Here is a 17,621-nt window from a genome sequence, read left to right on the forward strand (position 1 = left end):
CTTCGCCCTATGCGTTACCAGGAATAGCCCTGCTCGCCGTCGTACTTTTCATCATAGCGACGACCCCACCATGGCAGGTAGGCGTTGTTTTCGCCCCGAGCCCTGAACCAATCCGCGTTGGGATCGATCGGCACGACCTTCTCCGGCGGTGTGACGACCACCGCTACCGGATGCGCTGCATCCGTGGTACCGGCTACCAGCACGGTTTCACCAAGATGGTTCGCTCGGCCAATCGCCAGTACCACGTCCGTCAATGCCGTACCTGCACCGGTGTCACCCAGCAGGGCCGGCATGTTGAACGTCTGCTTGTGGAAATCGAATTCCGGCAAGGTTTCGGTCAACGTGCGCCCAAGCGCACCGATGCGAGACGATGACGCATCGCTGCCCTTGCCTGCATCATGGATGACGTAATTCACCTTGCTGAGCGCAACGTTTGCGTTTTCCGCCGCCGAGGCGATCGCGGCCTTCCATGCATCGGTGAGGCGTGTGGTGCCTGCCTTTGGTTCGAAGTCGGCTACGTTTGCCGTAGCGGCTTTGCCGATCCATGCCAACGGCGCTCTTTCTGTTTTCATCTCGGGTCCCGCGAGAATCAGCAAGACCAAGTTCTCGTTGAGTTGCGCGTCCTTGGGCGGGAAACTCGGCGCGTCCCAATTCATCACCCACACGCTTTTATCGGGATTTGCTTGCAGATAAGTCATCGCAGCGTTCAAGGACGTGAAGCCCGCGTTCGGACCACCGCTTGTGATGCGGACGTCCGGCGGCGTCGCTTTAGTCCATAGGTCGGGGAAGTTCGGGTTGCCAATGTTGAACGCAAAACATATGTTATCAGTTAGGTATTTTGCAGCTTCGGTTGAGTCGAGGCGATCAGGCTTAGCCAACTCAACATGAATCCCTGCAAGCTCGTGCCATTTCTTCGAGTCTTTAGCGGCTACCGTGTAGAAGTACTTCTGGTTCAGAACGTAATCATTCGCATACAACACCAACAATTGGTCAATATACTTCGTGTAAAACCCAAAAAAGGTTTCCTTGCCTTCGTTGCCATAAGCAACGCCGGCAACCACCTGTAGAGTTGTGAAGCTCTTAGGGTCTGTCCTCACCATATCGTCATTCTTATTCGGACCCACCAAACCCATGGTCCACAGAATCTGCCATTCTGTTGGATAATCTCGCCGCTGAAGCGGGTTCAACCACTCCAGCCCCACCACCTGAGCGACAAACGGTTTTTTCGGGTCGGGTGCCGCGACATGCTGCGACGACTCTTCGGTAGGATGAGCCGTCTTGGCGGCGTGCCCCACGAATGCCGTGCTCAGTAAAAAAACCGCCGCACCAAGCAGACCCGCTAAAATAAACATTCGCTTCATCACATCTCCGCCACCGATCAAATTCGAATTCTCGCCGCTTGCTATAAACACCATCACAAGCGCTGTCACCACCGTAACACCAATAGCAAGCAACAGCCTACGCGGCCACGTTCCGATAAGCGCGCTCATAATGCATTGCCCACGACCGACAAGAACAAACCGCCTTCGCGCTCGTCCTTGATCTTGCTGGGCATATGCGCCTCCGGATCTGATTCAACCCATTTGTTAAGTGCCAAGCCGCTTTTCGGGTTTGCACTCTCTCCGTCTTGCATCATCAGTCCATATGTGAAATAGCTTGAATACTTTTTATTTGGATTGTTCTTATCCATGCCCTTACCCATGCGCCAATCCGCCTCAATCCGGAACGCGGTCCAGTCATCTTGGGACAGCTCGCACACGCCAATCGCGATATCGTATGCCAACGCTTTTTCCGCGTGCATGGGATTGATCATCAGCGTCGAGTGATTCGTCGGATTTACCTTCGTGCTGTCCAGGATTGCCGTGATCTGATCATCGCGCCACTTCGCATAACTCGCCGATGCCGCGCCCGGCTTGTCTTCCCCTGTGACGTTACCTCGCCCATCCACCCATCCCGTCGACGTGCCTGCTTGCTGGGCTTCACTCTCGTCACGCCGTGCCTCCTGGCGTAACTGCGCGTGATCCTGGTAGCGTTGTGACGCCTCGCTCTCCTCCGTGCCCTGCGCACTCTGTGATGTCGAGGCACCTTTGAATGCATTGTAGGGATCGTTTGCGTCCTGCACATTCCCTCCCCTCTCGGCATTTCGCGCCGCCGCCGGCGGGTCATAGGGCTCGTTGAAGTCGCTGTGCAATGTCACCGGCTTACCGTTTGCATCCTTACCAACTGCGGTACTGACGATAGGTTTGCCGTAGCGCAACGCGATAGGCGCAAAAGGCTCATCCAGTTGCGGTGCATTAATCGGCACGGCCCACTTATCCGGTGGCGGCGCATTGACCGGCGACTTGAACGCCAAGGGCGCAATGTATAGCGTGGGAAGGTAGTTGAGCGTCGCCAATATCGACCACTTTGATGGATTCGCGCGAATTTGCCTACCAAAGCCAAACTTTGCCGTTGGCGATGACGGAAAGTAAAACCCCTCGGTCTTGTTCACGCTCGCGCGCCAATCGTCCTCCCAATACCGATAACTGCTCCCGGGCGCCTGTCCAATCTTGTACCCAGAGGCAAACACGCGCTGCGTGAACACCCCCGCGCCGTTCGTCAGCGCAATTTCCTCCTCGCTCAGACCGCGCCAGCCAAACCCCTGCACCGTCGTGGCCGATATCACCTGATCATGCGGACAGCAGTACAGCGTCACCCTCCCGTACGTATGCCCGTTCAAGCCATGGCTCGCTCGGTCCGACGCGGCGGTGAATGCTTTGCCGCCCGTCGGCGGGGCGTTCTTGTTGGCCATCTCCTCATCTATCTTGAACGCATCCGGTTCCAGTGCGGCGCGTTTGCGTAAAATCTCGAAGAAATGCTTGAGTGTCTCCACACGTGCGCTGAACGTTTCCCGGCCACGGTTACCGTGCGCGTCCTTGATCTTGCGCTCAGACCAATTCTCCATGAGCAGCTTGTCAACCAAACTGTAAGGCGCACTGGCGAGCACATAGGTATCGGCCACGCAGCTTCCGGTTTTGCCAAGCGGGTCGGTGACATCGGACATTCGGTCACCGAGGAAGGCCGCCGCCAGACCCACCATATTGCCCTGGCTATGGCACACCACCGTGATCGCGACATCGGCCTGCTTGGCCCGGATAGAGCGGATCAGCTTCGCCAGCCGCAGCGCCGCCACCACCATGTATTGACGCGGTGGCGTCCGGTAAATCAGACGGTCCGTCGGATTCAGCGCTTGTACCGTCAGCCACCCAAAGATCCGATCATCTATGCCCGAATTCCACAAATCCGGCACACTCGTCGAACCGTTCGCGAAAGGACCACCGCCCCAGTAATTCTGCTCATTGAGGTAGGTATTGGCCCCGTACTGCTTCAGGTCCTCAGCGTTCGCCTTATACCCCCAACGAAAGTGAATCACCGGCGAATACGATGGGTCAGGCTTGACGTAACTTGCCGGAACGAGCTTGGGATTGATATACCCATCCGGGGTCAGCGCCTCCATATAAGACACCGGCGACATCTGCCCCGCTTTGATGCCGGTATGGGCGAGTTGTGCATCCAGACGCCCGAGCCGTCGATTCAACCCCTTGCACAGCCCCTCCTCGGCTGCGGCGAACCATTCGCCCTCCGAGTTCACCCCGTGCACAAAGATCACCACACCCGGCAGCGGCATCTGTACCACGCTGACAAGGGGCGCGTGATTGAATAGCGTAACCCCATGATCACTGGCCACCAGGCGCCGCGGCGACGCTGCGCTCGTATCGGATGCATTCATCAAGGAATCGGACGTCATCGTGCTTTTACGTGATCAAGTGCTTTTTTTGAAATACTTCACCGCAAGCTGTTCAAACTGATTGTTACTGATCGGGCTTAACTGACCGGTCTCACTGGTCTGGTTTTGGACAACGTCACCGCTGGCTTTGGTGACTTCCGCGGTGAAGCCTGTCGCCGCTTGCCCATCCGTTGCGCGAACGAGCGTCGGAACACGGCCCAACATAGCCGAGCCGAAATGCGGCATGTCCGTACTCATACTGGCGGCATCGCCCCACGTGTGCGACGCCGACTTGACGGTAAAGCTTCCCGGACACCCCAGTTCGATATCGCCACCGTGCAACTTCAGATACGCGCCGCCCGAGGTGACAAAGACCACCTGATCGCGCGCCATGGCGGACACCTTGCCGTCGGCAGCGCTCAGGAAAATGTTCTTTGCCGACTCCACCCGCGTGTCGTCCGCCTGGCTTTGCAGCAGGACCTTGCCCTGGTTGGCGATCCCCGAGATGCCATCTTGGTGCGCGAACATCGCGACACCATGGCCGGCCTGCATATTGATCCGCTGACCACTGGTATATTGAAGATGGTTTGCCGCAACCGTATCGATATTGCCGCCGGCATAGGTGGCCACCGTTTTCGGTGTCGCCAGACTGATCCCGGCGGGTGCGCTCACCCCAATGGCCGCCATCGTGGCGGCATCGCTCGCCGATGTCGTGGCCGACGCCCCGGCGGGCCAGGATTTGATCGTGGCCGCCAAGTCGCTCTGTGGCTGCGTGTCCATTGCAACGCCCTGGTTTTGCGCCGCCAAGTCCCCCAGGCTTTTGAACAGGTCGACGCATTCCTGCATCAGCTGCACATATTCGTCTCGCGCCAAGTGCGCGTCCTTCGCCTGAATGCGTTGCCAAGCAGATATCAACATCGCCTGGCCACTGCGTATCGCCACGCTGGCGTCGCTCCGTAACTCCGCGCCCTCACCGCGCGCATCACCCTGTCCATTGTCCCGTGGGTGTGTCAGATACCCCATGTTCAACTGCGAGTGCGCATGCTCGCTTGCGAGTTGGGTACTGATCTGCGAGGGCGTGTCATCAAAGCGCAGTTGGTTGTAGCGTTGCCCCTTGATCTCTTTGGTCTTCGTACCCGACACATAGCGATTCCCAGGCAGGCTTCCGGTATGCGTGAATGCCGCGGGTGGATTCACACCATTGTGGAGAATGCCCGCGATATACATCTTGTCCGGGTCGCCATTCAAGCAATCGATGACGACCTCGCTACCCACGCGCGGTAGCAGATTCGAACCAAATCGCCGTCCAGCAAGCGCACCGGCCACGCGCACATAGGCGCTGTCGGCGTCGGTACCGCTCGTGCCCGCGCCTTGCGCGTGATCATGGTCTTCACCGCGCATCCCCTGAAACTGCACCTTGATACGGCCCATGGCATCGCAGTGCACTTCCTCACCCTCGGGGCCGACAACGATTCCGGTCATCGGATACACCTTCGGCAAATGCACACGAGGGTCATACCACGGCCTGATCGGTTGATCGCGCTGCACGCAAGTGAACGTGTTTTCATAGCGCGTCTGTACCGTGCTGCCATCGTCTCCCGTCAGCGTTTTCGTGCTGGAGGCGGCGTTACTCACGCTCGCCAGGGCCCAACCGGACGAACTGAACAAAGTCTGCGCAATCTCATTGAGTTCTTTGGGCAGATTGTTTTCGCCGCGATGATGGAGCGACGTCGTGATGAACTGCCGCTGGGCAAGAGAGGCACTCGAGAACTCCGGATGCCCCACGAGTGTGAACGAAGAGCCGACGGCAAAATCCCGTACCGTGCTATGGCCTGCATAGCTCAGCCCTTCATATTCGAATGCGCCCATGCGGCGGTCGCTCTGCTGCTTTAAATCGGCATACGAGTCGGCGGCATGCGGCACGTCGATGAAGTTGTCGACGAGCAACTGCGCCAGGTCGTTACCAGCCGGCCCCTGGTCGATCGAGGTGGGTTGCTCGATGCTGCTCATTCGAGCGGCTTTATAGTCCCATGTCGCGCGTCGAACGGTGCCCGGTATCAGATGCCGTGATGCGGACCACCGCGTCACCGCGTCGCCTTTTTCGATACTCGAATCGCGGTGAAAACGCACCTGACCCGCTTGACTGTCAGGCAATGTGCCGTTGAAATCAAACAGCACGAGGGTATGAACCGGCCCCGTTCCGGACGATGCGCTACTCGCCTTCGCGCCGGCGGCGATAAACCAACTTATTCCCTCCCGACGACATAAACGCCGGATAAAGGCTGCATCGGACTCATTGATCTGCTGCGTGAATTCGCGGCTCGGATAACGGCTGCGGTCGATCTTCGATAGATCGGCGTCGAACGCCGCAGCCAGTGTCGTGCTGCGCCTGCGCCACTCGTTACATAGCGTCTCAACAATATCGGGCACGCTCTTGGAGCGGAATACCCGCATATTCGTTCTCAGGTCCATGACAGACAAGGCATCGCGCAAGGTCAACTGATACGTTGCAAGCGAGCCATCGGACTCCCCCGACTGCGCGTCGGTGACGATGCCGCAGATCTGGTGAAGCGCGCCTTTATCCGTGACAAGCTGAACGCCCAGCGGTGCCCCTAGAAAACCAGTCAGCGGTAAATCGATCCGGGTCGAAAGACAGGTGATTTTGCCTTCGATCCCGTCGAACATCCCTTCCCGGATATCAATACGCTGGGGCAGCAGGACATTGGCCAGCAATGCATTCTGCCTGCCCCAGGCAAGCTTGATCGGACTGTTCAATGCGCCAAAGGTCGACGATTGAAGGACAGAAATGAGGTTGGAGAGATTCATGGTGCGCCGGGCTCAAGCGGCGCACCATGCATGCATCACGTTGAGCGCTGAGGAGATACCGCTGAATTTTTAATGCGATAGATTATAGCAGCGCAAACAAACGCATTATCGTCGCCCACAAAACGCTACTCCACACACATTAACAATAATTAATCGTTCATATTAAACAGAATGCCCATCGCATTTCAGTCAGATGGGGTTCCAAGCGGGAATCCCAGAAAATTCCGCCATTTCACATTGTGGAATTTGGGTGGCCTGGTGCTGCAGGACGACGCCGACGCCCCAGAAACTCTGCTACTCGGCTAAAAGTGCCCAACGCCCATAAATGGAAAATCCATCCGTAACCCTTGTCAGATGAGGCTTTGGGGAGGGCGGGCGAGTCGTTACGCGGGCGAGCGTCGCGTGAAGACATGCTCGATCTGTTGCGTGCGCCGCACCTCGTCGTCGTCGAGATAGACCGAGGTCGTGGAAATCGATGCGTGCCGCAGGTTATCGCGCACGGTCGTGAGCGTTGCCCCACCGGCCAGTGCGTGTGTCGCGTGCGAGTGTCTCATCCAGTGCGGCGTGGCCTGTCGCAGTTTGTCTGCGAGAGGTGGATGGTCGGCTTCGATGGCATCGGCCGCGTCGCTAAAGAACCGGCGCAGCATCTGCCTCAGGCGCGGCGTGGTGATGCCGCACGGCTCGCCGAGGTGACCCAGTATCGGCGTATCAGGTGCCCATCGGGACGGCGTGACGGGCAAACCGCGTTGTGCCAGATACTGGTCCAGCGCGAAGCTTGCGAGTGACGGCAGGACCACCTTGCCGGGTTTCGCTCCCTTACCCGTGAGGTGAAGCCAGCGCTCACCGCGTGCGCCATGCTCGATGCCGCCGAGTGTCACACCAACCAGTTCGGCGGCCCGCAGGCCGGTCGCGTAACCGAAGTCGAGCAGAAATCGCAGGCGCTGTGCAGCCGGCACTGCCCAGCCATACGACCACTCGAGCCCGTCGGCGATCGTGCGTACCAGCTCCCATTCGCCAGTCGTAAAGGCCCGGGATCTGTCCAGTTTGCCCTTGCGGCGCGCACCACGCACCTTGAGACCCGCGAACGGATTGGCCAGCACATAACGTTGCTCGATCAGCCAGCGGAACATGGCGCCGAGCACCGACAGCGCATAGGCGATGGAATCCGACGACAGTGCCCCCGTAAACGGCCGCCATTCGGGCGACGATCGTGGCCGCGCGGGTGCAACCCAGCGAGCGCGGGGCGCGGGGTGGCGCAGGAAGGCACGCCAGGCCGCCGCATCCTCGCTGGTCAGTGACGATAACGCCTTGCCGCGTTCGACAATGCCCCACAACAGCAGCCGTTCTGCCTCGCGGCGGTAGGCGCGCTGCGTGTCACGGGCTTCGTGCCGTTCGAGCCACGCGTTGATGGCCTGCCAGTCGTTATCGGCCTCGAGCGCGCACATGGATTTCGGCGCACGAAAAAGGCCGCGCGAACCATCGACTTCGCGTGGTACGAGGATGTTTTCCCACGGCACCACACCCTCGGGGGATGTAACGGCAACCAGTGCGCGCGCCCGCTCGGTGAGCGCGGGATGAGCCGCAAAGAATGCTTCGATACAGCGTGCGCTGCGCTCGCCGAGTCCGGCCACCGGAAGCCACCAGCGCCGCCGGCGGGGGATGCGTACGGTCAGATCGGCGAGCGTATGGATACCGTGCCGATGCAGGACTGCTACAACCCGTGCCGGTAGCCAGACGTCGACCTGGTCAGAGACCTGAGGTTGTGGGATCTGCAGCGATGGCAGTATATCAAGCGCCCGGCTGGCCGCCTTGCGATAAGACTCACGTTCATCCGCGGGACACTGGAAGAGTCTGGCCACATCCTCGCGATGCCGACTGAGGGCAAATTCGACGATCTGCCGGCGAATGCGGCCGATTACGCCGCGTGCTGACGTACCGTCCCCGAGCGCTTCAGGTTGATAGCGCTCGACAGCCTCACGCGAACCCATGCCAGCGTACCACGCGCGCAGCACGGATAACGACGGGGTATCGGGAAATGTGAAGGATGGGTCTATGTTCGGCATCTTTCGATTATAGATACGACAGCGCGATGGTGTGCCAGCCAGGTGAGACGCGTTTTGCAAAACGGAAGTTTTAGTATAAAACAGAAGTCTATCGCTAATAAGCCTTAGCGATAGACATTCGAGAGCGCTCACCTCCATGTGACCGACGGACCGATTCAGACGCTGTGCCGTCGGGTAAAATGTGCGCAGCGATTGCCTTCCATTGTCTTCAGCGAAAATCTCCTCATGACCAGCACATCGCGGTCCATCAGCATTGCGCACGACCACACTCCGTCAGCACTGTCAAAAGCCCGGAAGACATTCAACTCACTGATCGGGCAGATAGGCAAACGACGCAAGCGCCTGCGCGACTGGGAAACGGTGACGCCAGTCTTCCAGAAGCAATATGTCGATGAAATTCTGCCCCTCGATAAAACGTCGGCACAGTTGCAGGCACCGGATGGCGCGCCGTCTCGACCAGGCCCATGACCAGTTGACCCAGGCTGAACGCCGCAAGGTGGCGCTCGTGATTGTCGATCTGGCGGGCGAGCTGATAGGCGGCGAAGACGACGAAGGGCAGATGAAGATCATCCACGACAGATACAGTCCAGAGAGCTACGACAGTCAGGTGGCCGCTGAGGTCGACGGGATGAAGAGCATGATCGAGACGATGTTCGGCGTTGACCTGGGAGACGATGAAGACCTGAATTCCCCGGAAGATCTGCTGCAGCGTGCGCAGGTCCATCTCCAGCAGGCCCAGGCGCAATGGGAAAGCGAGAATGTGCAACGCGATACCCGGCGTGCGAAACGGAAAAAATCATCCAGACAGCAGGCCGCCGAGGCGCGGGCACAGGAGCAGCAGGCGCAGGTCAACCTGTCCCTGCGCGAGGTTTTACCGCAAACTGGCCAGCGCGTTGCATCCTGATCGTGAAACCGACCCTCAGGAGCGGGAGCGCAAGACCTGTCTGATGCAGCGTGTGAACGAGGTCTACCAGAAAAACAATCTGCTGCAGTTACTGGAACTGCAGCTTGAACTCGAGCACATTGACCAGCACGCGCTCAACGGCCTGAGTGAGGAGCGGCTGAAGCACTACAACACGATCCTGCGGGGTCAGGTGCGCGAACTCGATCAGGAAATCCTTCACGTCGAATCGGCCTTCCGGGATGCGTATGGGATGGATCCGTTCGGCCCGATATCACCCGATACGGTCCTGCGTGATCTTGCCAGCGAGATCGGGGAATTCCAGAACAACATCTGGACTCTCGAGCAGGACCTTGCAGCGTTCGAAGATGTCAGGAACCTGAAACGCTGCAAGCTCGTACGCGCCAGGCCAGAGTTCGAATTTGCACCGTTTTGATGTGGAAGGAGACGCCTGTGCTTGACTATCAGTTGCTGAAAAATCATGCCGGCATTTTGCTCGTCGGCGACTACCATTCGCTCATCGAGCTGCACGAGGTCGTCCATGACGTCAATGAACGCTCTCCCTTGATCCCGCAGGAAGAAGGGCCATTTCTAGGCCTCGCGTATGATGTGCGCAAGGTTTATGAGCAGCAGCGGGAAATCCTGCAACCGCCCGAAGGCTACGAGGAAATGGGCGTGCGCTACGGTGTGGAGATTCTCTGGCCCGTTCTCCTCGTGCAGCATCGGATGCTTCGGGTCTCACTCGGATACCTTGACCATTCCAGGCGGCATCAGGCCATCACCTACTCGCTGGAAGCGGTCATCGAGGCGGCATTGCGGGAAGACTTTGGTGCGCAGGGGCAAGCGATGGTCGATCACTGGCTACGAATCGATCCCACTGCGGACATCTTCGAAAAACTCGACAGCCGGGGCGCCATGTTCTGTTCCTGGTCGAAGGCCGAGCGGGCGGGTCGCCTGGCTTCGCTGCTGCTGAGCTTCGACTTTATGTACGACCGTTATTCCACGCCTGCGAACGGACGGCACACCCCGGAATCGATATCACCTCGCGAACTAAAGCGATGGGAAGGCGTTGAATGGCCTGACCCGAACTGGTAACCAGAAACCGCCCATGCATGCACCGGAGCGCTCGCACCGTCTGTCGATCCTCACCCGGCAGGAGATCGACGATCTCTATGGCGTGCCGCGCTTTACCGGCGAGGAGCGTCAGACGTATTTTGAACTCGACGAACCGGAGTCGCGTGCGGTCCACTCCCGCACGACACCTGTTGCCGTTCACCTGACGCTGCAGCTTGGGTACTTCCGGGCGAAGCGGCAGTTCTTCGATTACAGCCTGGAGGCGGTGCGGGAGGATCTGGACTATGTCGTGCGGCGGCACTTTCCCGAGGTAGATCCGGCTACTATCAGTCTGCCGTCCCGTCCCACACGGCGAGCCCTGAGGGACACCATTCTCGATCTGTCCGGATATCGCCTGTGCGACAGCGTAGCGCGCGAGGACCTTGAACGTCGCGCACAGCGTATCGCCATGCGCTCGACGCAACCTGTCTACCTCCTGCGCGAGATGTTGCAGTACCTGAGCCAGCAACACATCGTCGCCCCGGCCTACGCCATCCTGCAGGACATGACCGGTCGGGTCGTGACCAGCGAGCGCCAGCGCATCACTGCACTGCTGGATGAGGCGCTCACGCCAGACATCGCACACCAGATTGACGCGCTGCTGCAGGCCGACGAATCCGCCTACCGGATCACGCTTCTGAAGCGCGAACCGCGGGATTTCAGCTGGCGTGAACTGCGCGAGGAAGTGGCCCGCCGACAGTCCTTCGCCTGCCTGCACGAATTTGCCCGAAGCTTTCTCGAGCTCGCCGGCATCTCAACCGAGAGTGGCCGGTATTACGCGTCGCTCGTCCGGTACTACACCGTCTACAAGCTCGGACGCATGCCGGCGCGGGTCGCGAGACTTTATCTGCTGTGCTTTGCGTTTCACCGGTTCCGGCAGATCAACGACAACCTGATCGATGCATTCATCCATCTTGTTCGCCAGTACGAGAAGTGGGCTCGCGCTGCAGCCCAGGAGGCCATGCTCAAGGCGCAGTCTGATGCGGGTTCGCGCCTTCAGGCCGCGGGCAAGGTGCTGGGCCTGTTCGTCGACGAGACGATTGCGGATAGCACGCCGTTCTCGAAAGTTCGAAAGCAGGCCTTTGCGCTACTCGAGCGCGAGCAGTTCGAGCCGGTGTCGGGCTATCTGCGCAACGTCGCCTTTGATCGCGCCGGCTTCGAGTGGGCGCACTACGCAACGCTGTCAGCGAAAATCAAGCGCAACCTGCGGCACCTGTTCTGTGAACTTGAGTTCTCCGGTCGCATCGAGGATGCGCCGCTCCTAGAGGCCATCGCATTCCTGCATGATCTGCTGCGCAATGGCCGCTCGCTGCGGCAGGTGAAACCGGCCACGTTTCCCGTGGCGCTGATCCCGAAGAACCTGCAGCGTTATCTTTATACATCGGAGCCGGGCCGGAAGAAACAGCTCGATGTCGACCGTTATGAATTCCTCGTCTATCGGCTCCTGCGCAATGCGCTTGAAGCGGGTGACGTGTACGGCGAGGACAGCACGGAGTATCGCCGGTTCGAGGACGATCTGATCAGCGATGTCCGTTGGGAACAGAAGGACGCGCTGCTCAGGGACATCGGCGCGCCGGTTCTGCTCGCGCCCATCGAACAGACCCTGACGATGTTCCACGATGCAATCGACGCCAGCTTCAAACGCGTCAACGAGCGTATCGACAGCGGCGAGAACACGCACATCAACATCGGCCAGCGCAAGGGCGTGCGCCGGTGGACGCTGCTCTACCCTGAAATCGACGAAACGGTCAACGGATCGTTTTACGGCCAGTTGCCAGGCGTGAGCATCGCCAATCTGTTGTGGTTCGTCGCGGGCCGTACGGATTTCCTGAAGGCATTCACTCATGTGCTCGAACGTAACGCACGCCAGGATGCCGATCCACGTGAAATACTCGCCTGCGTGGTCGCCATGGGCACGAACATGGGGCTGCGCCGGATGGCCGAAGTCTCGGGCCTGAGCTACGCGAGCCTGCTCACCGCCGCCAGGAACTACCTGCGCCCGGAAACCCTGCATGGGGCCAACGATGCGATCAGCAACGCCACGGCCAGCCTGCCGGCGTTCCGGCTGTTCGACATCCGCGACGAGATTCATTCGAGCAGCGATGGACAGCGTTTCGAAACGCAGATCGACACGTTCAACGCCCGATACTCGCCAAAGTACTTCGGTCTGGACAAGGGCGTGAGCGCCAGCACGCTGGTCGCCAATCATGTACCGGCCAATGCGACCATCATCGGCACACACGAGCACGAATCCCATTACGTATTCGACCTGCTCTACAACAACACGTCCGACATCCAGCCCGATCGCCACTCGACCGACACGCATGGCACGAATCAGGTCAATTTCTTCACGCTGTTCACGTTCGGCTACCAGTTCGCGCCGCGCTATCGCAATCTGCACAAAAAGATCGATCGCCTGGTCGCCCGTCACCCGCCGGGTCATTACAATGAAGACTGGCTGATCCGGCCGTCGCGCAGGTCCGACGACGAACTGATTATCCGCGAGTGGCCCAACATCCAGCGCATCATGGCCTCGCTCGCGCAGAAGAATGTGACGCAGGCAACCATCGTACGCAAGCTCAGCAATTATGCCCGCCAGAACCAGACAAAGAAGGCGCTGTGGGAACTCGACAATCTGTGCCGCACGCTCTACATTCTGGAATTCATCGATGATGTCGGGTTGCGCCAGAGTGTGCAGAAAGCCCTGAACCGCGGCGAAGCCTATCACCGCCTGCGCCGTGCGATTGCCTTCGTCAACGCTGGCAGGTTTCGCGTGCAGACAGAGGCTGAACAGCAGATCTGGAATGAATGCTCGCGGTTGATTGCCAATGCGATCATTCACTACAACACGGCATTGCTTTCGCGGGTGTACGAGCAGAAGCGCGCCGCGAGCGACGATGCCGCAATGGCGCTGATCGCCAGCATGTCGCCCGTCGCCTGGCAGCACATCAACCTGTTCGGGGCATTCGAGTTCACGCCGGGCGGTGCCAACGTCGACATCGATGCGCTGGCCGCGTTCTATGCCGATCCAGCGTGGTGGAGCAGGATTGCCCGGCCGGGGCAGACACGGCCGGACGTATAGCTGCCATGCGCAGCATTCGCCCCACGGGAAGTCCGGCGGACCGATCACGGAGAATCGCATGGGTGAGGCAAAACGCCGGGCAAACGAGGCTGCTGCATCGATTACACCGCAACAGCGGGAGCTCGCTGAGCGCATCGACGCGCAGATGCAACGTTTCCAGGCCGCAGGGCTGGACGAAGCGGAGATCATGGCGGCAATGGTCGACCATATGCCTGACTTCCATCGCCTGATGACGGAGCTGGAAAACGCCGCCATCAATCTTCTGGCGCGTGAGTTTGCCGGCTTCTATCGCTATGCGAAAATCGTTGAAACGGTTGCCTCAGGTATTGCAACGGGGCAGATTCAGGTGCCCGGCAAGGAGCGAAGATTTGCCGACGAGCACCGGATCGCCGCCGCGATCGACCAGCGCGTGCGTCAACTTGAAGCAAACGGCATCCGCGGCGCAGCCTGCTTGCGCATATGGCTGCCTATACGCCCGAGCTGCAACGGCTCTGGAACACCACCTCCAACGAACTGCTCGTGTCGCTGTGCCAGACGTACCCAGGCCTGTACCGCTATGGCGAGCTCTTCGAGCAGGCATGGCTCAAGGATGCCGGCAGGACAAAGTCCGGACAGGAGCTGCCTGATTCCATCAAGCCCACCGTCCTGCGCCTTCTCTCGGACGGCGCGACGCTCGAGCGCGAGTTCCAGACGATTCTCGATGCCCGTCCGCAGCGCGATCTCTGGGTGAAGGCCGAACTGCTGGAGCACACCTGGCAGCAGTGGACCACCTTGCTTGCGCAATTGCCTGCCCTGTTGCTGCAGGCCGATGTCCCGGAAGTCTCCCGGGAAACGATGCGCGCCATCTTTGAGCCCATGGCGCTGCGGATCGAAAACCTTCGCACCCAGGTTCAGCGCCCGTAAACCCGATACGTCCTCCCGAAAGCCTTGTCTGGCAGGAGGTACAGGGGGATTTTCCATTTATGGGCGTTGGGCACTTTTAGCCACCTATCTGCACAGCGACGAAGTGCAGAGGGCTCGTCAGTTTGATCGGGCGTTCGGAGCCCACAAACGATAGGCCACCAACAAACCAACGGCGCCAAACTGATAAAAATCAGAGCTTCCCATTTGAAATCATTGGGTTAAGGTGTTTTTGGCGAAAATTTCACGAATCCCGGCCGCCCCTCGATCACGCTCGATGGATATGCCGCGTCACACCGCGCGGTCCGTGAGATCAAGGCAGATGGCGTGTTGCCCGAGGACACGAAGATCCGGTCCTCGAGGTACCTGAACAATGTGATTGAGCAGGACCATCGAAACATCAAGTCCAGAACGAACGTAATGCTTGGCTTCAAACGGTTCAGAAATACCGTGGTAACGATCTCAGGCATCGAATTGATGCATCGCATCCGCGAGGGCCAGTTCGATCTGAACAAACTCGGTCTCAATCATGCCGCTTCGCCTGCCGTATGGAGTGCTGTTCTGTCTTCTTGATAAGATATCCTACATATAAGAACATTCTCAACACTCTTACCTATTTGTACCAGAACCACCGCTTACACCTATTTTGATATCACAATATTGTCGAAGTATAGGTTGGATGACCTCGTTCCGTTCGATCGGAATTCGATAATATTTTTCCCTGCATTGAGATTTATTGCCTGTTGATCTGTAGCCCAATCACTATTTGTCGTTGTCTGGGCGAATAGTGGCGTTGCTACCTTGATGCCGTTGACATACAGATCAATGTTGTTGACGCTTGCGTCGGCATCAACATATCGCGTCATCAATGTGTAGGCGCCTCCGGACGGGACGGTCACCGTATCTCTTATGCTCGCCGAATCGCTGCCCCCAAAATTCAAGTATCCGAGCCCCTGATAGTTGCGCAGCGCGCCCCCCACTCCGTTGCTGACGAGAGCGCCGATGTTCTTAAAGTCGAAATATTCGGCTTCGTATTGAAGGGGCCCGGTGTAAGCTGCCGGCGACGCGGGTGCTACGATTGTCGCTACCTTGTAGGCCGTCAAGCGGTCCGTGGCCGAGCCAGAGCAGGTCAGATTAATATCCAATGGTCCGTTGTGACTGACGGTAACCGTGTAGACACCGCCCGACCATGTAGTCGTAACCTGACTCGCTTGATGATCCCCACGGTCATTGAAGGTGAGCGTTGGCTCGACAGTCGCCCCGTTGATCGCAAAGGTCTGAGTCTTGAAAGACGTATTCACATCGTCGTAGTTCGTGAGATAAATCGTAACCTTGTCAGGGTACTCCTTGATAACGCCCGAAGTGAATTCGGTATAATTGAGATCGATCGACGAGCAAGTATTGTACTTGAATGGAATGTTTCCGGTCGCGTTGCGATTTGTCTTGTATGGATTATAGGTAACCCATGTATTTTCCTGTCTTCCAGCATAAATATCACCAGAGTATTCTTGAGGAAACAGCGCATTGAACTCCGCCAACTTCTGCGTCGAGGTTGGCCAGCGGGTTGCGAGTGTTGATTTGTTAATTTTCGATGAAAACGACTGCGAAATCGAATCGGTCAATTGCCAGACAGTCGGAATTGCAGGGTATCGCCCTGTCTTTTTATACCAGCTATGCTGGTCAAGTAGAATACCATTTCCATCCATCGAGTATAGATCTTGAAACAGGGTGTCCGGTGACGAATACACTGCCTGATCGTTCCCTGATGTTACGTCATTCACGATAACCATCTTTGTGCGATCGACGACCTCTTGGCGGCTCAAGATGCGCAACGTGCCGTCGAGGATTTTTCGATAAATGTCGAGGTGAATATTTCGATAGTGTGGGTAGAAATCCCAAAGTCTGGTAGTGTACCCATCCGCGGTCGTGCCGTTAGGAAGGGTTTTGACAGCGTCAAGCCAAATAAGTTCGGGACCGTCAAAGACAGTTTCACCTGTAAACGCAAGGTGCTCGATCAGATGCGGAGAACCCGCCGGAATCGGATAATCCGTCGACCCATCGATGGGATACCAGCCAGTTCTATCAGTTCGTATCCCATAGGAACCCGCATAACCGGAGAGCCACATCCCCATGCTCACACTCTCGTTATCATAGAATCCATAGTTCGAGGTGAATTTTTCCTGAATGATGAAGTTCTTTGAGTACTTCCTTAGCGCAGACTCCAAGAGCGCATCTCGCTTCACCATTGCCAATGGATTGATTGCTGCCCCATAGTATCCACCGGTAAAACTCACAGCCAAAAGACCGCCATACTTATTGGTCAGCTTCAACAAGTTTGACCAATGCTCCCATCGCTCCTGCGCTGATGGTGCCGCGCATGGTGAACCGAACCCCCAAAACTGCTCGGCATAGTTGAAGCCAAGAAAGTTCGGATAATCGCGGAAAAACTCCCCGTACACCGTCGACTCGAGGTCGACGGACGGGGCGTAGTCCGGAAATTGCGAGAACCCCCCACTAGACGGCTGAATCATCGCCCATATTCCATTTTGGGCCGCTGTTTTCATCCATGACCGGGCGGTATCGATTCCATCCTCCACTTGAGTCCAGTTGCATTGATTTCCCGTTGCGCCGTTGTGGTCAATCGATAGGGAAAGATTCAACACGGCGTACGGACGAATATCGGGTGGAATGAGGTCGATGACCTTCTGGGGATCGGCCTGGTTCCAAGTATCGACATGAATCAAGAAGAGCGGCTGCTCCGGCGAGACAGTTCGACGCATGGTCGGATCGGCCGGAGGTGTGGCTACGGCTACGACTTTGGCGGCGGATTCGGATGCGGATACTGCCTCACCATCGTTCGTGCCGCCCCCGCATGCAACAAGCACTGTAGTCAGCAGAAGACAAAGAAGGCTGCCCGAGTGACCACTTCGTTCAGGATTTAGCTTGATGGATGCCATGTGTTTCCTAAAA

11 protein-coding genes and 1 pseudogene are annotated in these 17,621 nt (G+C 58.0%); 7 read left to right on the top strand and 5 right to left on the bottom strand.

Annotation, left to right across the window (positions count from 1 at the left end; translation table 11 throughout):
• Positions 1-14 precede the first annotated feature (14 nt).
• The 4 genes from SJQ66_RS28915 to SJQ66_RS28930 all read right to left on the bottom strand — a co-directional run bounded on the left by SJQ66_RS28915 (position 15) and on the right by SJQ66_RS28930 (position 8,655).
• Positions 15-1,490 (bottom strand): virulence factor, encoded by a 1,476-nt coding sequence (locus tag SJQ66_RS28915; protein WP_320534846.1) that lies wholly within the window; start codon positions 1,488-1,490, stop codon positions 15-17.
• Positions 1,487-3,769: a T6SS effector phospholipase Tle3 domain-containing protein gene (locus SJQ66_RS28920; RefSeq protein ID WP_320534847.1), complete on the bottom strand. Its 2,283-nt coding sequence runs from the start codon at positions 3,767-3,769 to the stop codon at positions 1,487-1,489. The genes SJQ66_RS28915 and SJQ66_RS28920 overlap by 4 nt, the downstream gene beginning before the upstream one ends.
• Positions 3,770-3,802: 33 nt before the next feature.
• Positions 3,803-6,592, bottom strand: coding sequence for a type VI secretion system Vgr family protein (locus tag SJQ66_RS28925; RefSeq protein ID WP_320534848.1), 2,790 nt, complete (start codon positions 6,590-6,592; stop codon positions 3,803-3,805).
• Positions 6,593-6,975: 383 nt separating this feature from the next.
• Positions 6,976-8,655: a site-specific integrase gene (locus SJQ66_RS28930; RefSeq protein ID WP_320533703.1), complete on the bottom strand. Its 1,680-nt coding sequence runs from the start codon at positions 8,653-8,655 to the stop codon at positions 6,976-6,978.
• Positions 8,656-8,880: 225 nt separating this feature from the next.
• Between SJQ66_RS28930 and SJQ66_RS28935 the strand changes: the two genes are divergently transcribed.
• The 7 genes and pseudogenes from SJQ66_RS28935 to SJQ66_RS28965 all read left to right on the top strand — a co-directional run.
• Complete coding sequence (locus SJQ66_RS28935) at positions 8,881-9,123, top strand: hypothetical protein (protein ID WP_320533704.1); 243 nt, start codon at positions 8,881-8,883, stop codon at positions 9,121-9,123.
• Positions 9,095-9,559, top strand: a complete 465-nt coding sequence (locus SJQ66_RS28940) for a hypothetical protein (protein WP_320533721.1) — start codon at positions 9,095-9,097, stop codon at positions 9,557-9,559. The genes SJQ66_RS28935 and SJQ66_RS28940 overlap by 29 nt, the downstream gene beginning before the upstream one ends.
• The gene (locus SJQ66_RS28945) at positions 9,549-9,992 is read left to right on the top strand and encodes a hypothetical protein (RefSeq protein ID WP_320533720.1); all 444 of its coding nucleotides are present in this window, start codon (positions 9,549-9,551) and stop codon (positions 9,990-9,992) included. The genes SJQ66_RS28940 and SJQ66_RS28945 overlap by 11 nt, the downstream gene beginning before the upstream one ends.
• A 17-nt stretch (positions 9,993-10,009) precedes the next feature.
• Entirely contained in the window at positions 10,010-10,651 is a 642-nt protein-coding gene (locus tag SJQ66_RS28950; RefSeq protein WP_320533706.1) for a DUF6904 family protein, read from the top strand.
• A 13-nt stretch (positions 10,652-10,664) separates the two neighbouring features.
• Positions 10,665-13,751 (top strand): Tn3 family transposase, encoded by a 3,087-nt coding sequence (locus tag SJQ66_RS28955; RefSeq protein WP_320533707.1) that lies wholly within the window; start codon positions 10,665-10,667, stop codon positions 13,749-13,751.
• A gap of 459 nt (positions 13,752-14,210) precedes the next feature.
• Entirely contained in the window at positions 14,211-14,654 is a 444-nt protein-coding gene (locus SJQ66_RS28960) for a hypothetical protein (RefSeq protein WP_320533708.1), read from the top strand.
• A gap of 261 nt (positions 14,655-14,915) precedes the next feature.
• Positions 14,916-15,224 (top strand): annotated as a pseudogene (locus SJQ66_RS28965) (DDE-type integrase/transposase/recombinase); the annotation flags it as partial.
• 68 nt (positions 15,225-15,292) lie between these two features.
• Here the strand turns inward: SJQ66_RS28965 and SJQ66_RS28970 are convergent.
• The gene (locus tag SJQ66_RS28970) at positions 15,293-17,608 is read right to left on the bottom strand and encodes a glycoside hydrolase family 98 domain-containing protein (protein ID WP_320534849.1); all 2,316 of its coding nucleotides are present in this window, start codon (positions 17,606-17,608) and stop codon (positions 15,293-15,295) included.
• Positions 17,609-17,621: the final 13 nt, after the last annotated feature.

Origin of the sequence: Robbsia andropogonis (assembly GCF_034047095.1) — a bacterium.
Lineage (GTDB): Bacteria > Pseudomonadota > Gammaproteobacteria > Burkholderiales > Burkholderiaceae > Robbsia > Robbsia andropogonis.

Excerpts from the sequence above, each read along its gene's own strand:
- SJQ66_RS28915 (WP_320534846.1), bottom strand. The coding sequence starts at position 1,490 with ATGAGCGCGCTTATCGGAACGTGGCCGCGTAGGCTGTTGCTTGCTATT.
- SJQ66_RS28920 (WP_320534847.1), bottom strand. The coding sequence starts at position 3,769 with ATGAATGCATCCGATACGAGCGCAGCGTCGCCGCGGCGCCTGGTGGCC.
- SJQ66_RS28925 (WP_320534848.1), bottom strand. The coding sequence starts at position 6,592 with ATGAATCTCTCCAACCTCATTTCTGTCCTTCAATCGTCGACCTTTGGC.
- SJQ66_RS28930 (WP_320533703.1), bottom strand. The coding sequence starts at position 8,655 with ATGCCGAACATAGACCCATCCTTCACATTTCCCGATACCCCGTCGTTA.
- SJQ66_RS28935 (WP_320533704.1), top strand. The coding sequence starts at position 8,881 with ATGACCAGCACATCGCGGTCCATCAGCATTGCGCACGACCACACTCCG.
- SJQ66_RS28940 (WP_320533721.1), top strand. The coding sequence starts at position 9,095 with ATGGCGCGCCGTCTCGACCAGGCCCATGACCAGTTGACCCAGGCTGAA.
- SJQ66_RS28955 (WP_320533707.1), top strand. The coding sequence starts at position 10,665 with ATGCATGCACCGGAGCGCTCGCACCGTCTGTCGATCCTCACCCGGCAG.
- SJQ66_RS28960 (WP_320533708.1), top strand. The coding sequence starts at position 14,211 with ATGGCTGCCTATACGCCCGAGCTGCAACGGCTCTGGAACACCACCTCC.
- SJQ66_RS28970 (WP_320534849.1), bottom strand. The coding sequence starts at position 17,608 with ATGGCATCCATCAAGCTAAATCCTGAACGAAGTGGTCACTCGGGCAGC.